The organism is Acinetobacter sp. ANC 5600 (assembly GCF_002018395.1).
GTDB classification, from domain to species: Bacteria; Pseudomonadota; Gammaproteobacteria; order Pseudomonadales; family Moraxellaceae; genus Acinetobacter; species Acinetobacter amyesii.
Window position 1 is genome coordinate 113,433 of sequence record NZ_MVKW01000007.1, and the last position, 13,750, is coordinate 127,182.

The 13,750-nt window shown below is 42.8% G+C and carries 16 protein-coding genes; 11 read left to right on the forward strand and 5 right to left on the reverse strand.

The window, feature by feature from the left end:
- Positions 1-21 precede the first annotated feature (21 nt).
- The 9 genes from B1201_RS14120 to ahr all read left to right on the forward strand — a co-directional run bounded on the left by B1201_RS14120 (position 22) and on the right by ahr (position 6,522).
- Complete coding sequence (locus B1201_RS14120) at positions 22-735, forward strand: FKBP-type peptidyl-prolyl cis-trans isomerase (RefSeq protein ID WP_078191625.1); 714 nt, start codon at positions 22-24, stop codon at positions 733-735.
- Positions 736-789: 54 nt separating this feature from the next.
- Positions 790-1,482, forward strand: a complete 693-nt coding sequence (locus B1201_RS14125; RefSeq protein WP_078194093.1) for an FKBP-type peptidyl-prolyl cis-trans isomerase — start codon at positions 790-792, stop codon at positions 1,480-1,482.
- Positions 1,483-1,675: 193 nt separating this feature from the next.
- Positions 1,676-2,416, forward strand: a complete 741-nt coding sequence (locus B1201_RS14130) for a dienelactone hydrolase family protein (protein WP_078194094.1) — start codon at positions 1,676-1,678, stop codon at positions 2,414-2,416.
- 51 nt (positions 2,417-2,467) lie between these two features.
- Positions 2,468-2,827 carry an HIT family protein gene (locus B1201_RS14135; protein ID WP_078194095.1) on the forward strand — a complete coding sequence of 120 codons (360 nt, stop codon included), beginning with the start codon at positions 2,468-2,470 and terminating at the stop codon, positions 2,825-2,827.
- 155 nt (positions 2,828-2,982) lie between these two features.
- On the forward strand, positions 2,983-4,029 hold the full coding sequence (mutY, locus tag B1201_RS14140; protein WP_078194096.1) for an A/G-specific adenine glycosylase: 1,047 nt from the start codon (positions 2,983-2,985) through the stop codon (positions 4,027-4,029).
- A 67-nt stretch (positions 4,030-4,096) separates the two neighbouring features.
- Positions 4,097-4,624 (forward strand): M23 family metallopeptidase, encoded by a 528-nt coding sequence (locus B1201_RS14145; protein WP_143221708.1) that lies wholly within the window; start codon positions 4,097-4,099, stop codon positions 4,622-4,624.
- 15 nt (positions 4,625-4,639) lie between these two features.
- Positions 4,640-4,885, forward strand: coding sequence for a hypothetical protein (locus B1201_RS14150; protein WP_078191630.1), 246 nt, complete (start codon positions 4,640-4,642; stop codon positions 4,883-4,885).
- 20 nt (positions 4,886-4,905) lie between these two features.
- Positions 4,906-5,475: a DNA-3-methyladenine glycosylase I gene (locus B1201_RS14155; RefSeq protein WP_078194098.1), complete on the forward strand. Its 570-nt coding sequence runs from the start codon at positions 4,906-4,908 to the stop codon at positions 5,473-5,475.
- A 24-nt stretch (positions 5,476-5,499) separates the two neighbouring features.
- On the forward strand, positions 5,500-6,522 hold the full coding sequence (gene ahr / locus B1201_RS14160) for an NADPH-dependent aldehyde reductase Ahr (protein WP_078194099.1): 1,023 nt from the start codon (positions 5,500-5,502) through the stop codon (positions 6,520-6,522).
- A gap of 70 nt (positions 6,523-6,592) precedes the next feature.
- On the opposite strand, the gene B1201_RS14165 is transcribed toward ahr, so the two are convergent.
- The gene (locus B1201_RS14165; RefSeq protein WP_078194100.1) at positions 6,593-8,029 is read right to left on the reverse strand and encodes a PLP-dependent aminotransferase family protein; all 1,437 of its coding nucleotides are present in this window, start codon (positions 8,027-8,029) and stop codon (positions 6,593-6,595) included.
- 106 nt (positions 8,030-8,135) lie between these two features.
- Here B1201_RS14165 and B1201_RS14170 point away from each other — a divergent pair, with 106 nt between their 5' ends.
- Complete coding sequence (locus tag B1201_RS14170; RefSeq protein ID WP_228144789.1) at positions 8,136-8,564, forward strand: hypothetical protein; 429 nt, start codon at positions 8,136-8,138, stop codon at positions 8,562-8,564.
- Between the two features lie 32 nt (positions 8,565-8,596).
- Here B1201_RS14170 and B1201_RS14175 read toward each other — a convergent pair whose 3' ends face one another.
- The gene (locus B1201_RS14175) at positions 8,597-9,241 is read right to left on the reverse strand and encodes an START domain-containing protein (RefSeq protein ID WP_078194101.1); all 645 of its coding nucleotides are present in this window, start codon (positions 9,239-9,241) and stop codon (positions 8,597-8,599) included.
- 58 nt (positions 9,242-9,299) lie between these two features.
- Complete coding sequence (gene dapB / locus B1201_RS14180) at positions 9,300-10,121, reverse strand: 4-hydroxy-tetrahydrodipicolinate reductase (protein WP_078194102.1); 822 nt, start codon at positions 10,119-10,121, stop codon at positions 9,300-9,302.
- Positions 10,122-10,319: 198 nt separating this feature from the next.
- Here dapB and B1201_RS14185 point away from each other — a divergent pair, with 198 nt between their 5' ends.
- Entirely contained in the window at positions 10,320-11,963 is a 1,644-nt protein-coding gene (locus tag B1201_RS14185; RefSeq protein ID WP_078194103.1) for a PglL family O-oligosaccharyltransferase, read from the forward strand.
- A gap of 84 nt (positions 11,964-12,047) precedes the next feature.
- Here B1201_RS14185 and dnaJ read toward each other — a convergent pair whose 3' ends face one another.
- Together dnaJ and B1201_RS14195 are read right to left on the reverse strand one after the other, a co-directional pair.
- Positions 12,048-13,166, reverse strand: coding sequence for a molecular chaperone DnaJ (gene dnaJ / locus B1201_RS14190; RefSeq protein ID WP_078194104.1), 1,119 nt, complete (start codon positions 13,164-13,166; stop codon positions 12,048-12,050).
- 106 nt (positions 13,167-13,272) lie between these two features.
- A complete protein-coding gene (locus B1201_RS14195) occupies positions 13,273-13,650 on the reverse strand; it encodes a hypothetical protein (RefSeq protein WP_078194105.1) in 378 nt (125 codons plus the stop codon).
- Positions 13,651-13,750 lie beyond the last annotated feature (100 nt).

The following is a 13,750-nucleotide window of genomic DNA, read 5'->3' on the forward strand; positions in this document are numbered from 1 at the left end:
AAAATAATTGTGGGAAAATATATGAGTAAGGCCCTACCTATCGCTGTCGCTGTATTACTCGGCGGTGCCGCACTTGTTCCTGTTTACTATGCAACTAAAACACCTGCTACGCAATCAGCAACATCAACTCAACCAGCTGCAAATGCTTCTGCTGTCGCTAAAATCAGTTATGCCCTTGGTTATGAAGTTGCCCATCAAACGCCTCCAGAATTAGATATTGATAGCTTTGTTACTGGCGTTCGTGCAGGCCATGCTCGTGCAAAACCTGCATATACTGAAGAAGAATTACAAAAAGCATATGCTGAGTTCCAGCAAGAAATGCAAAACAAACAACTTGAAAGCAATAAGCAAGCACAAAGTAGCAGCGATAATTTCTTAACAGAAAACAAAAGCAAAGCTGGGGTTAAAACTACAGCTTCTGGTTTACAGTACCTAACAACGAAAGAAGGTACAGGTAAACAACCGCAAGCCACATCAGTTGTTAAAGTTCACTACACAGGTAAGTTAGTGGATGGCACAGTATTTGATAGTTCAGTACAGCGCGGCGAGCCAATTGAATTTCCGTTAAACCAAGTAATTCCGGGTTGGACTGAAGGTCTACAGTTAATGAAGGAAGGTGGCAAAGCTACTTTATATATTCCCTCAAACCTAGGTTATGGTGCTCAAGGTGTTCCAGGAACAATTCCACCGAACAGTACTTTAATTTTTGATGTAGAACTCATTGAAGTTAAATAATAAAACCGGCACAGGAGAGCTTTTCGCTCTCCTGCTTTATTTTGAGACTCGGTCATGAAATTACAGATCAGTATGTTGTGTTTGGCACTCTGCTCAAGCACTGTATTTGCCAAAGATGTCAGTAATAAAAGTAGTGCTGCAGAACAAGTGGGTTATAGTTTTGGTTATTTAATGGGACGCAGTAATGCTGAATCCATTAAGGATTTGGATATTGATGCATTTGTTGCAGGTTTAAAAGCAGCTTCTAAAGGTCAAGCTTCGTCATTAACAGATGAAGAAATGACCCGTGCCTTAACCCAATATAAAAAGCAAACCGAAGCGAAACAACTGATTGAACTGAAGCAAAAAGCGGATGCGAATGCCACCATTGGTGCCGCTTTCCTTGCTGAAAATGCCAAAAAACCGGGCATTCAGGTCACGAAATCTGGCCTGCAGTATCAAGTCATTCAAGCCGGCAAAGGTAAGTCACCCAAAGCCAATTCAACAGTGAAAGTTCACTATGAAGGGCGCTTAATTGATGGCACTGTTTTTGATAGTTCAATTGCACGCAACCAACCTGCGATGTTCCAAGTGAGCCAAGTCATTCAGGGTTGGACAGAAGGTCTACAGTTGATGAAAGAAGGTGCAAAATATCGCTTCTTCATTCCTGCCAATTTGGGTTATGGTCAAATTGGTTCAGCAGACGTCATTGAGCCAAACAGCACACTGATTTTTGATGTAGAGCTCATCGAAGTTCTCTCTAAATAACAATACCCCCTACAGGAGCATCGACAAATCTCGGTGCTCCTTAATATTTCTTCGTACCATTATTTTCTTTTACAATTTTTTTGATTGATTTGACTTAAAATTCACATTGATATCTTATATTTATTTCACAAAAACCAATTTCCATTTATTTTAAATCTTCATCAACTGCGTAGCCGCACATAAGGATTTGACCATGACCGTTAAAATTAAGACTCGCGAAATTCAATATACAGCAGCGGATGGAACTCAACTTTTTGGCTATTTTGCTGCTCCAGAGTCAGACACTGCGATCGCAGGTGTGTTAGTTGCCCCTGAATGGTGGGGACGCAATGAATATACCGAACAACGTGCACGTGAATTGGCAGAACAAGGCTATGCTGCTTTAGCTTTGGATATGTATGGTGATAAAAAAGTCACCACAGATGCCAAGCAAGCTTATGAATGGATGATGCAGACTTTTGATCATGCCGACACCATTGTGACCCGTGCGTCTGCTGCATTAAACACTTTGGCACAGCAAAAAGAAGTAAATGCAGATAAACTCGCAGCTATAGGCTTTTGCTACGGTGGAAAAGTCGTGCTGGATTTAGCTCGTTCAGGTGCTGCATTAAAAGCTGTGGTGACCTTCCATGCAACACTTGCTACAGCGACTCCTGCACAAACAGGACAAGTTCAAGCAGAGATTTTAGTGCAACATGGTGAGCTCGACTCGATGGTGAGCTTAGAAGATGTTGCGACCTTTAGAAATGAAATGGATGCTGCCCAAGTGAAGTATCAAATCAATATTTTTGAAGGTGCAAAACATGGCTTTAGCAACCCGATGGCGGATGAACGTGCCAAAGCCAACGGCGTAGATTTAGCTTATAACGCTACTGCAGAACAACAAAGCTTAGCGGCCATGTATGCCTTGTTAGCACGCCAGCTTGGTTCTTAAAGCGCTAAGAACCAATACCAATATTTAATTTATAAAAATGAGGAGAGCACAATGACAGATCTCAATTGTCCATATTGCAATTTTGACGAATATGACGTTATTGCAAAAAATGATTTTGGAGTTGTACTTCCTGAACCACACACACTGTCTAAAGGACATGCTGTCATTGTCCCGCTACGTCACGTTGGTTCTTTTTTTGAAATTACTGATAAAGAACGTAAAAGTTTAATGTCCTTACTTGAACAAGCACGTAATGAATTAAATTTACGCTATCAACCTACTGGCTTTCATATTGGGTTTAATGATGGACAAGTTTTTGGCGAAGCTACTGAACATGTGCACATTCACATTATTCCACGTTATGAAAACCAAACGTTGGCGCTTGATTCCCGCTGGGGCTTTAAAAGCTAAAATTTAAAAATTGACACTCACTAAGGAGCTTCGGCTCCTTTTTTGATAACCGCTATTTTTGCATTTCCCCTGATATACAGATTTCGTTTTGAACAAAAAGAATACCTATAGAAAGATGTATACTAGGCGGGTTTTTTCAATTTTGACTGTTTTGCATGTTTAACTTTTCTGATGCCCTTCTCGACTGGTTTGATGTCCATGGTCGTCATGACTTACCGTGGCAAGTGAAGGATGACCCTTACAAAGTATGGGTTTCAGAAATTATGCTACAACAGACTCAAGTCAAAACCGTCTTACAATACTTTGATCGATTTATTCAACGATTTCCAACTGTTGAAGATTTAGGTCATGCTTCTTGGGATGATGTGGCACCCTATTGGGCTGGCTTAGGCTACTATGCACGGGCTCGGAACTTACACAAAGCCGCGGGTATTGTTGCACGTCAGGGACATTTTCCAAGCAATCTTGAGCAGTGGATGGAACTACCGGGCATCGGCCCGTCTACCGCAGGTGCGCTGATGTCTTTAGGTTTAAGACAATATGGCGTGATTATGGACGGCAACGTCAAGCGAGTATTGTCTCGTTTCTTTGCTATTGAAGATGATTTATCGAAACCTGTACATGAACGGGCCATGTGGCAACTGGCGACAGAGCTCTGCCCCACGGTACGTAACCACGATTATACCCAAGCGATTATGGATCTGGGTGCAACTGTATGCACGCCGAAAAAACCACTCTGTTTATATTGTCCCATGCAACAGCACTGCAAAGCACATGCTCAGGGTTTAGAAACTGAATTACCTTATAAAAAGCCTAAAAAACCTGTTCCAGTGAGAGAGGCTCAAGTCATGCTGATTCAATCTGCAGAAGAATGGCTTTGGATACAACGTCCGAATAGCGGGCTATGGGGTGGTCTGTGGTGTTTACCTATTTTTGATCAACCCCATGAGTTTCAATCCCTCACTCAACAGCTTGGTCTGAAACCTACCACCACTCAAGTGCAAATATCACATAGCTTTACCCACTTTACTTGGCTTTTAGAGGCTACTGTATTTACCGTTGCCGCCGAGCAAAAAGAGCATTTAGCGATTGAATGTAATGCACAGTGGTTTACACCGATACAAGCCACTGCACTTGGTATTCCAACCGCCATGAAAAAACTTATTTCTACGCTAGAACTCGAAAGCCATTCTATGCCATAGTTTTGAACTGCTCATCAATTGAATAGGGACAAATGTGACTCAAGGATTTTTTCAGCTTCGTAGAGGGTTGTTCGGCGGTATTGGTTTTATTTTGCTTTTACTCAGCGCCTGTACGTCGACTCCACCCAAACCATCAGGCAGTACATTGCCTGCTCATGAAGTGAAAAAATTACAAAACATGCGTTTATCCAATCAATTGCCTGTTCCTGTTCATCAAGTCAAACGAAGTGCGCTCAAGGATACTTGGGGCGCAGCGCGTAGCCAAGGACGAAGCCACGAAGGCATTGATATTATTGTTCCACGTGGAACAAAAGTTCTCAGTGCTACAGAAGGTTTAGTTGCTGACTTACGTAATAACAATTTGGGTGGTAAAGTGATATGGATTATGGGGCCCGCAGGTTCTTGGCATTATTATGCGCATCTTGATGGTCATAAACATGGCTTAAATGTCGGCGACTATGTCAAAAAAGGTGATGTCATTGGCTATGTAGGTAATACTGGCAATGCTCGACATACTGCACCACATTTGCATTACGGCATTTACTTGGGTGGTAAAGGTCGCAATGCCGTTAATCCCTATCCGTATTTACGTTAATTTTAGGAAACATACATGTCAGAAGCGTTGATCAATCGTCTGGTGGAATTTGCAGAATCTGGTAATCAACAAAAAATCAGCCTCAATGGACAGTCTTATCAGGGCTGGATCATGGAGATCACTGAAGAAGCATTACTCATCAGCACCGGCTACGCAGACAAATCAGGTAAAGATGTATGGATTCAATTTGCCGATCTCGATCAAGCGGAACTGTTGTATTGGGACAATAAAAACGATCAATGGACAGTCTTTAAAATTTAAGTCGAAAAGGAGCATTCAACATGACGATACAACGCTGTGCTTGGTGCTCCGAAGATCCTTTATATATTGCCTACCACGACACTGAATGGGCTAAACCTAGCTTTGATGAGCAGCATCTCTTTGAAATGCTATGTCTTGAAGGACAACAAGCGGGGCTGTCTTGGATCACTGTGCTGAAAAAGCGGGCCTGCTATCAGCAGCATTTTTTTCAATATCCCATTGCCGAAATCGCAGCGTTGAGTGACCTACAATTACAAGAAAAATTACAAGATTCAGGTTTGATTCGCCATATCGGCAAACTCACTGCCATTCGTGATAATGCAAAAGCATGGCAACAGTTAAAAGCCCAAGGGATTCATCCTGTGGAATTTCTTTGGAATTTTGTCGAAGGACACATTGCCAATAATGATGTCGTTGAATATCGTAGCGCCCCTGCACAAACCGCTCAAAGTCAGGCCATGTCCAAAGCATTAAAAAAGCATGGTTTTAAATTTGTAGGCCCAACGACTTGCTATGCTCTGATGCAAGCTATCGGCATGGTCAATGATCATGAAAATCACTGTGACTTTAAATACACGCACGAAGAATGACCTCAAAACATAAAGGATAGAATAATGAGTGACAATACAATCCACGCCTATGCAGCAATGAACAGTGGTGAAGCCCTTGTTCCCTACCAATTTGATGCAGGTGAATTACAAGCCCATCAGGTTGAAGTCAAAGTCGAGTATTGCGGTCTTTGTCACTCAGATATTTCTATTATCCAAAATGATTGGAAATCTTCGGTTTATCCTGTGGTCCCAGGACATGAAGTGATTGGAACCATTACCCAACTCGGCAGCGAAGCAAAAGGACTCAAAGTCGGACAACGTGTAGGCATTGGCTGGACAGCAGAAAGTTGTCAACACTGTGACTCGTGTATCGATGGTCGCCAAGTCCAATGTACCGGAACCAAGACAGCGACGATCGTCGGTCATGCAGGTGGCTTTGCCGACAAAGTCCGTGCTGGCTGGCAATGGGTTATTCCGCTTCCAGATGATCTCGACCCAACCAGTGCTGGCCCTCTGCTCTGCGGCGGAATTACGGTATTTGATCCCATCTTACAGCACCAAATTCAGGCCATTCACCATGTTGCCGTGATCGGCATTGGTGGTTTAGGTCATATGGCGATTAAATTGCTCAAAGCTTGGGGCTGTGAAATTACCGCATTCAGTTCAAACTTAGATAAAACCGATGAACTTAAAGCCCTGGGTGCTGACCATGTGGTGAATAGTCGTGATCTTGCCGCGATTAAAGCGCAGCGTGGTAAGTTCAATTTGATTTTAAGCACGGTCAATGTGACGTTGGATTGGCAAGCCTATCTTTCAACTTTGGCACCGAATGGAAGCGTTCACATGCTTGGCCTAGCACTTGAGCCGATGCAAATCCCCGCAGGTATGCTGATCAGTGGTGCTAAATCAGTTACAGGCTCATCAACTGGCTCTCCTGCTGCACTGCGTGAATTACTTCGATTCGCTGCACGTCAAAATATTGCTCCACAAATTGAAATGTATCCCATGTCTCAGGTGAATGAAGCGATTGAACGTTTGCATTCAGGAAACGTGCGTTATCGAATTGTGCTGAAAGCTGATTTTTAACGGCAAAAATCTAAGCCCAAAAAGCCTGCTGCATGCAGGCTTTTTTTGTATGCTTTATGGACTCATTAATCTAGATGATATTTGTGTTTCTGCATTCCTTACGCACCCAATCTGCAAGCAATAAAATGGCCTGCTGAATATCTACAGACAACTCATGCCCGGCATTTAGACGAATACAGTTGTTATAACGATTGTCCTCACCAAAAATTAAACCTGGCACAATATTGATGCCATGTTTTTGCGCATGGTAATACAGCGCCAAACTGTCTATTTGTTCAGGCATCTGCAACCACAGTGCATAACTGCCTTGAGGCCGATTTAGACGGATATCAACCCCTTGAAAAGCATCGTAAATAAACTGACGATACTGCTCGACTTGCACCATTAATTTAGGACGCAATTCAGCAAGATGTTGGCGATACGCACGACTAAAAATCAAATCGGCAAGTCCTAACTGCAAAGGCGTATTCACCGAATCATTTTGCAAAAGTAATTTCGGACGCAAATGTTGCAAATGTGGTGGAAGACAAAACCACCCCACCCGATAAGAAGGCGATAAAGATTTTGAAATCGACCCACAATAGATCACATAGCCCGCCCGATCCCAATATTTGATAGGCAATGGTCGCTTTGCATTGAAACTACACTCAGCATAAATATCATCTTCAATCACATAACATTGATATTTTTCAGCCAGTTGTGCAATTCGTTCCTTATCTTCATTACTTAAACAAAAACCCAAAGGATTTTGAAAATTTGCAGTCAATAAGCATACTTTCGCGCCTGAATCCCGCATCGCCTGCTCTAAACGCTCTAAATCAAAACCTTCCGTATTGGCAGGAATTTCAACAATTTTCCGCTTCAATAAAGCCAATAATTGCAATTGCCCGTTATAGTTCGGCGTCGGAACAATGACACTCTCCCCTTCCGCACTCAGATTTTGCAACATCACTGACAAAGCAGGCATACAACCATTGCTGATGTAAATATCATCCTTAGGCATGTAAAAACCATCTTCAGCCCAATGTGCCGACAAAGCTTCACGCAATTGTGGATGACCTTGCCGATTGTTATATAAAAAATCTTCTGGTTTACAATGCTTTAATGCCCTTTGGATTGAACGTCTGATTGCTTCAACAGGAACAAAATTGGGGGACAACTGAATTGAACCCAAATGAATCAGGCGACTATTTGCAGATGCTTCATGGATCTGAATTTGCAATTCTAAATTCGAAATTTCACGAGGTCGGGAATCAAAATCAGGATGATTCGGCACGGCAATTTGCTGGGCTTTCTGTGAGGATTGTACAAAATAACCAGACTTTTCTTTGACATAAATGAGGCCTTTGGCTTCAAGTAATTCATAGCAGCGTTTCGCGGTATTTAAACTGATCTGATGCTGCTGTGAAAATTGACGTAGCGCATAAAGACGCTGCCCTGCGGCCAATTCACCACTATAAATTTTCTGTGCCAACTGCTGCGCAAGCTGCTGATATTGAAAAGCCATCTGTACCCTTTTTTTAATCATTCTTGTATCTGTACCCATTAAGTTAACAGATTTAAGCTGAATGCATCAGGTTGATATCTCAAAAAAACGATAGGGGGACAATTAAATGAATGACTTCACGCAGCTTCGAATGGGTCTAATCATCATCGGCACACTCACGCTTATGGCGTGCCAACCCGAGCAGCACACTCAAGCTCAAAGCCAGCAAAATTTTATCTGTAAATCTTTAATTCAAGGTTTTTTGAGTGCCCAAAAACTGACGCAATATGAACTTGAGCAGATCCAACCGATCACCAGCGGCGGGTTACATCAAAAGCTATATATTTATAAAGCCAAATCTGAAAACGGTATGAATATGATGCCGCAGCAAGCCAAACTTCGCTTTGCCTGTGAACAAATGACCGCGCGGCAATTTCAAATCAAGTTACATCCGCATCAATTTCCAGAACAAACCTTACTCAGTATCGAACTTCCAGAAGCACAGCACATGCAGCAGTTGACGGCATTTCGTCTGCCTGAGATGCAAAGTCATTGATCGTTCATATTGAACTGAATCATTACTGCTGCTTATTTTAAAATTTCGGGAAATGCCGTTGCAGTTTTGCTTTTACCCAGCTGCACTTTCATTTTTTGTAGCATTTGATAAGGCTGTTGCTGCACAAACATATTCACGAAACTGAGCGGAATGGAGCCTTCCGGATTGGCATAGCCATAGGTCGACACTTTGACTTTTTGATTGCCTAAACGCTGGAAGGTCCAATCGCCCTCATAGTCGGTTAGACGTACATAATTGGGATTGATCGGATAACCTTTTTTAACTGCTTTATTTTGGATGCTAATGATGCCTTGTGCATCTTTACGCATTTTGCCTTGTACCACTAAATCACGGTCTTTCAAGGGAAAAGGAAAATCCAACACCATATATAAAATGAATTCACCTTTTTGGTCATCACGGGATAAGACTTTGACACTGCCCATATAAGGGACCCAATTCACTGCATTTTCCACATCTAAAATCAGGGAAACCGCTTTTTCAATGGGTACATCAAAACTGGTTTCAGCTTTGTATTGAAAGACAGGATTTTGAGCATTTTGGTAGGTCCAAACCTTAATATTATTTTTATTAATCGTGAGTTTGGCATTATCCATAGTTTTCGCTTGTACTGCCGCAGTGAATGCGACAGCACAGGCCATAAAGATGACTTTTTTCATTCCATTGATCGTCTTATTTTAATTTTATGCTGTTGTTATAACGGATTTTAACGCGCTTTTATACGTCAATATCGTTAAAACCCAGTACATCTTTCATATCGTACTTACGTGCTTCACGACCAACTACCCATGCAGCTGCACGTACTGCACCAGAGGCAAAGTTCATACGGTTGGTCGCTTTATGGGTAATTTCAACACGTTCACCATCCGCAATAAACATCGCAGTATGTTCACCGACAATGTCACCACCACGAATCGTTTGGAAGCCAATGGTTTGACGTTCACGTGGACCCGTATGACCTTCACGGCAATATACAGCATCTTGTTTTAAGTCACGTCCTAAAGCACCGGCAATGGCTTCGCCCCACATTAGCGCTGTACCTGATGGTGCATCAACTTTATGGCGATGATGGGCTTCAATCACTTCAATATCTACAGTATCGCCAAACACTTTTGATGCCAATTCAAGAAGTTTGATTGAAACGTTTACACCGACAGAATAGTTCGCTGCATAGACTACTGGGGTTTCTGTTGCTGTTTCATCGAGATAAGCTTTTTGCTCATCATTCATACCTGTGGTACCAATGACAATCGCAACGCCTGCTTCACGGCAAAGTTTAAGATGCTGTGCTGTTGCTGCAGGTGCAGTAAAATCGATCACGACATCACAATCTTTTAAAACTTCAGCTAGGTTACCGACAACCTTTACGCCAACCGCGCCAATCCCTGCAAGTTCACCGGCATCCGCACCGACCAAGCTACTTTCAGGACGTTCTACCGCAGCAGCCAATTGATAGCCAGCTTGCTGAACCGCCTGAATTAAGATGCGTCCCATACGACCGCCTGCGCCCAAGATACCAATACGTGGAGCTGCTGACATAACATTTTCCTAATGTTGATTCGAAATTGGTCTTACTATATCAAAACTCCATGCGCAGGCTAAGTTACAAACAAAAAAATCCTGCATTTTCCGAAGGCATTTTGCAAATCAAGCTCTTCGACAGACGCTGACTATTCCCTCACCAAGTTTGAGCATTTTCACGGTATGATAGGCGCGTTCTATTGATCTTGAATATTCATGAAAACCCTATTGTATCTTTGTGCGGCAGTCTGTATTGCACTGGCATGGCTGATTCCGATTCATTACCGACCTTGGGCCACGTATACCGGTGAGCTTTATACCTTTTTTGCCCTGTTTGCCTTAGCGGCAACATTCTTTAAAGAAAAGCTCATGGTGGCAAAAATTTCCTTGCCCCTGTTGCTCTTAGCGCTGATTCCCTTCGTCCAATTGGCTTTTGGGCAGGTGTATTATTTTAGTATTGCCTTGCTCTGTATGCTGTTTGTGTTCAGCTTCTGGCTGTGTATCAATCTTGGTTTCAGCCTCTCGCAAGGTACGGAAAAACGCGAAAAAACCTTCCTATACCTAAGCTATACCTTTGTTGCATCTGGGGTCATGACGGGACTCATCGCAATATGTCAGTGGTTAGATTTCGACTCGTTTCTTCCTTTTGTGATGAAAATTAGTGGAACTACGCGCCCATTTGCAAACTTTGCTCAGCCAAATAACATGGCCACGTTTCTGCTCATGTCCTTGTTAGCCTGCCTATATGTTTATGAACAGCAAAAAGTTAAAACGCGCTATTTGGTCGCTTGTGCAATTCCTATTTTAATTGGGGTCGCGCTCAGCCAATCTCGCACCTCTTGGGTAGCAAGTATCTGTGTCCTAGTCTATTTGGCTTATGCACAGTACAAAGATTATATCCGTCTTCGCTGGTTTTACAGCTTGGCCTGGTTTATCGGCTTTGTAGCACTGATTGTATTGATGCCAAAATTAAGTCAAATCATGAGCCAAATGTCCGACATGAATATTCAAGAAAGTCGTGACGTAGCCGAACGTGCTAGTGGAGATATGTCTCGTTTAGCCATTTGGCAACAAATGGCGCATGCCGTAGCTGCACAGCCTTGGTTTGGCTATGGTTGGCATCAAACCAGTAGTGCTTTTGTCTCGATCTCTGACACGGTGCAAGGGCCTGTATGGATTCGTAGCTCACACAACTTTATTTTGGATTTCTTATTGTGGAATGGCGCCATTATTGGTGTGCCGTTCTTGGCCTATTTCGCTTATTGGGGCATCCAATTACAGAAGTTAGCTAAGTCTGCATTATCTGTCATTGGCCTATTGATGGTCGGTGTCTTCGTTATTCATGCCATGTTGGAGTTTCCGCAAAACTACGCATATTTCTTACTGCCTGCGGGTTTTATTATCGGGATTCTTCAAGCAGCGAAGCCACAGACGGCCACTTTGAGCCTGTCTCCGTGGTTTATCCGCATTGTTTTCGTGATTGGCGCAGTGCTGATCACGGTGATTTATCGTGATTATGCCAATGCAGCGATTCAGCTGGGTCAGGCATCAAAATATGAAAAAACACCGGAGAAAATCACCAACCATGAGCCGATCTATTTGCTGACGGAATTTAGACATCGGGTAGCGATTATTCGTTTAAATCCATATTCCATCGTTTCTGAACAAACCATTCAGGATACTGAAAAATTGGTTCGCAGCTATCCAGCGAAATACCACATCATTAAATATGCACGTTTATTGGCATTTAATGGTCGTGAGGCTGAAGCACGTCATCAGCTACAGCGTCTTAAAAATATCTATAGGCTCGACATGAGCTATGAGAGTTTATTAGCGCCTATAGCACAGCCGAAACCTTAAAACGCTCAATAAAAAAGCCTGCAATTATGCAGGCTTTTTTATAGCTAAGTTCACATCACGGTGAACTCAAGCAAATCATATCAATTAATCAAATAAACGGTCGAAGAATGATTTTTTCTTCGGAGATGATTTATTGTCATCGCCATCCATCGTGTCTTGTAACTCTTTCAACAATTCACGTTGACGAGCCGTTAAATTCACTGGCGTTTCCACCACAATACGGCAGAGTAAGTCACCGGTCATGCTGGTACGTACAGGTTTCACACCTTTACCACGTAAGCGGAACAATTTACCGGTTTGAGTCCCTTCAGGCACTTTCAAGCTCACACGGCCATCGAGTGTCGGAATTTGAATTTCTTTACCCAAAGCAGCATCCGCAATGCTTACAGGCACATCCATATATAGGTCAGCGCCATCACGTTGGAAGATTTCGTGTTCACGTACCACCACTTCTACATATAAGTCGCCTGCTTGGCCATCACGGATCGCCTCGCCTTTGCCACTTAAACGTACGCGGTCGCCATTATCCACGCCTGCAGGAATGGTCACTTCTAAAGTTTGCTGACGGTCAGAAACCCCTGAACCATGACATTTATTACATGGGTTCTTAATAATTTTACCTTGACCACGACAGGTGCTACAGGTTTGCTGCACAGAGAAGAAGCCCTGTTGCATACGCACTTGACCTGCACCATGACAAGTTTTACAGGTTTCAACGTCGTTTGGATTTTTAGATCCTTTACCATTACAGGCATCACATGGCGCTGGCGCAGTAAAGGTAATGGTTTTTTTCACGCCTTTTACAGCTTCCTCAAGGGTAAGCTCCATAACATAGCGTAAGTCTGAACCACGGCGTGCACGTTGCTGACCACCACGGCCACCACCTCCAAATGCGCCACCGAATATGTCACCAAACTGACTAAAAATATCTTCTGCGCTAAAACCACCACCGAAGCCACCGCCGCCGCCCATGCCGCCTTCAAAAGCTTGATGTCCCATACGGTCATACATACTACGTTTTTCGCTGTCCGATAAAACTTCATATGCTTCTGCAGCTTCTTTGAATTTTTCTTCAGCTTCTGGGTTATCTGGATTACGGTCAGGGTGATACTTCATCGCCAACTTACGGTAGGCTTTTTTAATTTCATCATCACTTGCGGTTTTAGATACACCTAAAACCTCATAATAATCACGTTTAGCCATGTCTGGCGATGCTCCTCACGGAATTTAATTTAATACTTAACTGTGGTCTGAAATTGGGGAATCAAACCATTTTTTCAAGGGGTAGGCAGGAAAAAAATAAATCGACTTAGAAAACAGCCTTATTTTTAACGAATTTGGATAGACCTTGGATCCATGCATTTAATAAATACAAAAAGGCAATCGCAGCAAAGACCACACCAATTACCGTGCATGCAGTCACCCAAAGATAGGTGTCCCAATAATAGAAAAATAAAGGAATAAACCACAGTGCGGCAAAAATGGCCATCATGGAATAAATCACGACGGTGCGCATGACCCAAAGCGCTTGGGCTTGTAGCCAAACTTCTGCAGAATCGATTTGAGTGACTTTGCGTGCAAAGCCGTAGGCAAATACACCACTAATCAGGGTAAATAAAGCGAAAAACATGAAGACATAAGAAATCGCAACATAACGGCGATACTTAGCTAAACTCTCTGCTGTCATCTGTGATTCAACCCCGTACACCACAATATGCCGCGCTGCACTTGTGGTTGTTTTACTTTTTAAAAATGTCTTTGTAGATCAGGTGCTACTATAGAGAAAA

What these genes read in the sequence shown, in the direction of transcription:
- B1201_RS14130 (WP_078194094.1), top strand. Translation starts at nt 1,676, where the DNA reads ATGACCGTTAAAATTAAGACTCGCGAAATTCAATATACAGCAGCGGAT.
- B1201_RS14175 (WP_078194101.1), bottom strand. Translation starts at nt 9,241, where the DNA reads ATGAAAAAAGTCATCTTTATGGCCTGTGCTGTCGCATTCACTGCGGCA.
- B1201_RS14120 (WP_078191625.1), top strand. Translation starts at nt 22, where the DNA reads ATGAGTAAGGCCCTACCTATCGCTGTCGCTGTATTACTCGGCGGTGCC.
- B1201_RS14155 (WP_078194098.1), top strand. Translation starts at nt 4,906, where the DNA reads ATGACGATACAACGCTGTGCTTGGTGCTCCGAAGATCCTTTATATATT.
- dnaJ (WP_078194104.1), bottom strand. Translation starts at nt 13,166, where the DNA reads ATGGCTAAACGTGATTATTATGAGGTTTTAGGTGTATCTAAAACCGCA.
- mutY (WP_078194096.1), top strand. Translation starts at nt 2,983, where the DNA reads ATGTTTAACTTTTCTGATGCCCTTCTCGACTGGTTTGATGTCCATGGT.
- B1201_RS14195 (WP_078194105.1), bottom strand. Translation starts at nt 13,650, where the DNA reads ATGACAGCAGAGAGTTTAGCTAAGTATCGCCGTTATGTTGCGATTTCT.
- B1201_RS14125 (WP_078194093.1), top strand. Translation starts at nt 790, where the DNA reads ATGAAATTACAGATCAGTATGTTGTGTTTGGCACTCTGCTCAAGCACT.
- B1201_RS14135 (WP_078194095.1), top strand. Translation starts at nt 2,468, where the DNA reads ATGACAGATCTCAATTGTCCATATTGCAATTTTGACGAATATGACGTT.
- B1201_RS14165 (WP_078194100.1), bottom strand. Translation starts at nt 8,029, where the DNA reads ATGGCTTTTCAATATCAGCAGCTTGCGCAGCAGTTGGCACAGAAAATT.
- dapB (WP_078194102.1), bottom strand. Translation starts at nt 10,121, where the DNA reads ATGTCAGCAGCTCCACGTATTGGTATCTTGGGCGCAGGCGGTCGTATG.
- ahr (WP_078194099.1), top strand. Translation starts at nt 5,500, where the DNA reads ATGAGTGACAATACAATCCACGCCTATGCAGCAATGAACAGTGGTGAA.
- B1201_RS14150 (WP_078191630.1), top strand. Translation starts at nt 4,640, where the DNA reads ATGTCAGAAGCGTTGATCAATCGTCTGGTGGAATTTGCAGAATCTGGT.
- B1201_RS14185 (WP_078194103.1), top strand. Translation starts at nt 10,320, where the DNA reads ATGAAAACCCTATTGTATCTTTGTGCGGCAGTCTGTATTGCACTGGCA.
- B1201_RS14170 (WP_228144789.1), top strand. Translation starts at nt 8,136, where the DNA reads ATGAATGACTTCACGCAGCTTCGAATGGGTCTAATCATCATCGGCACA.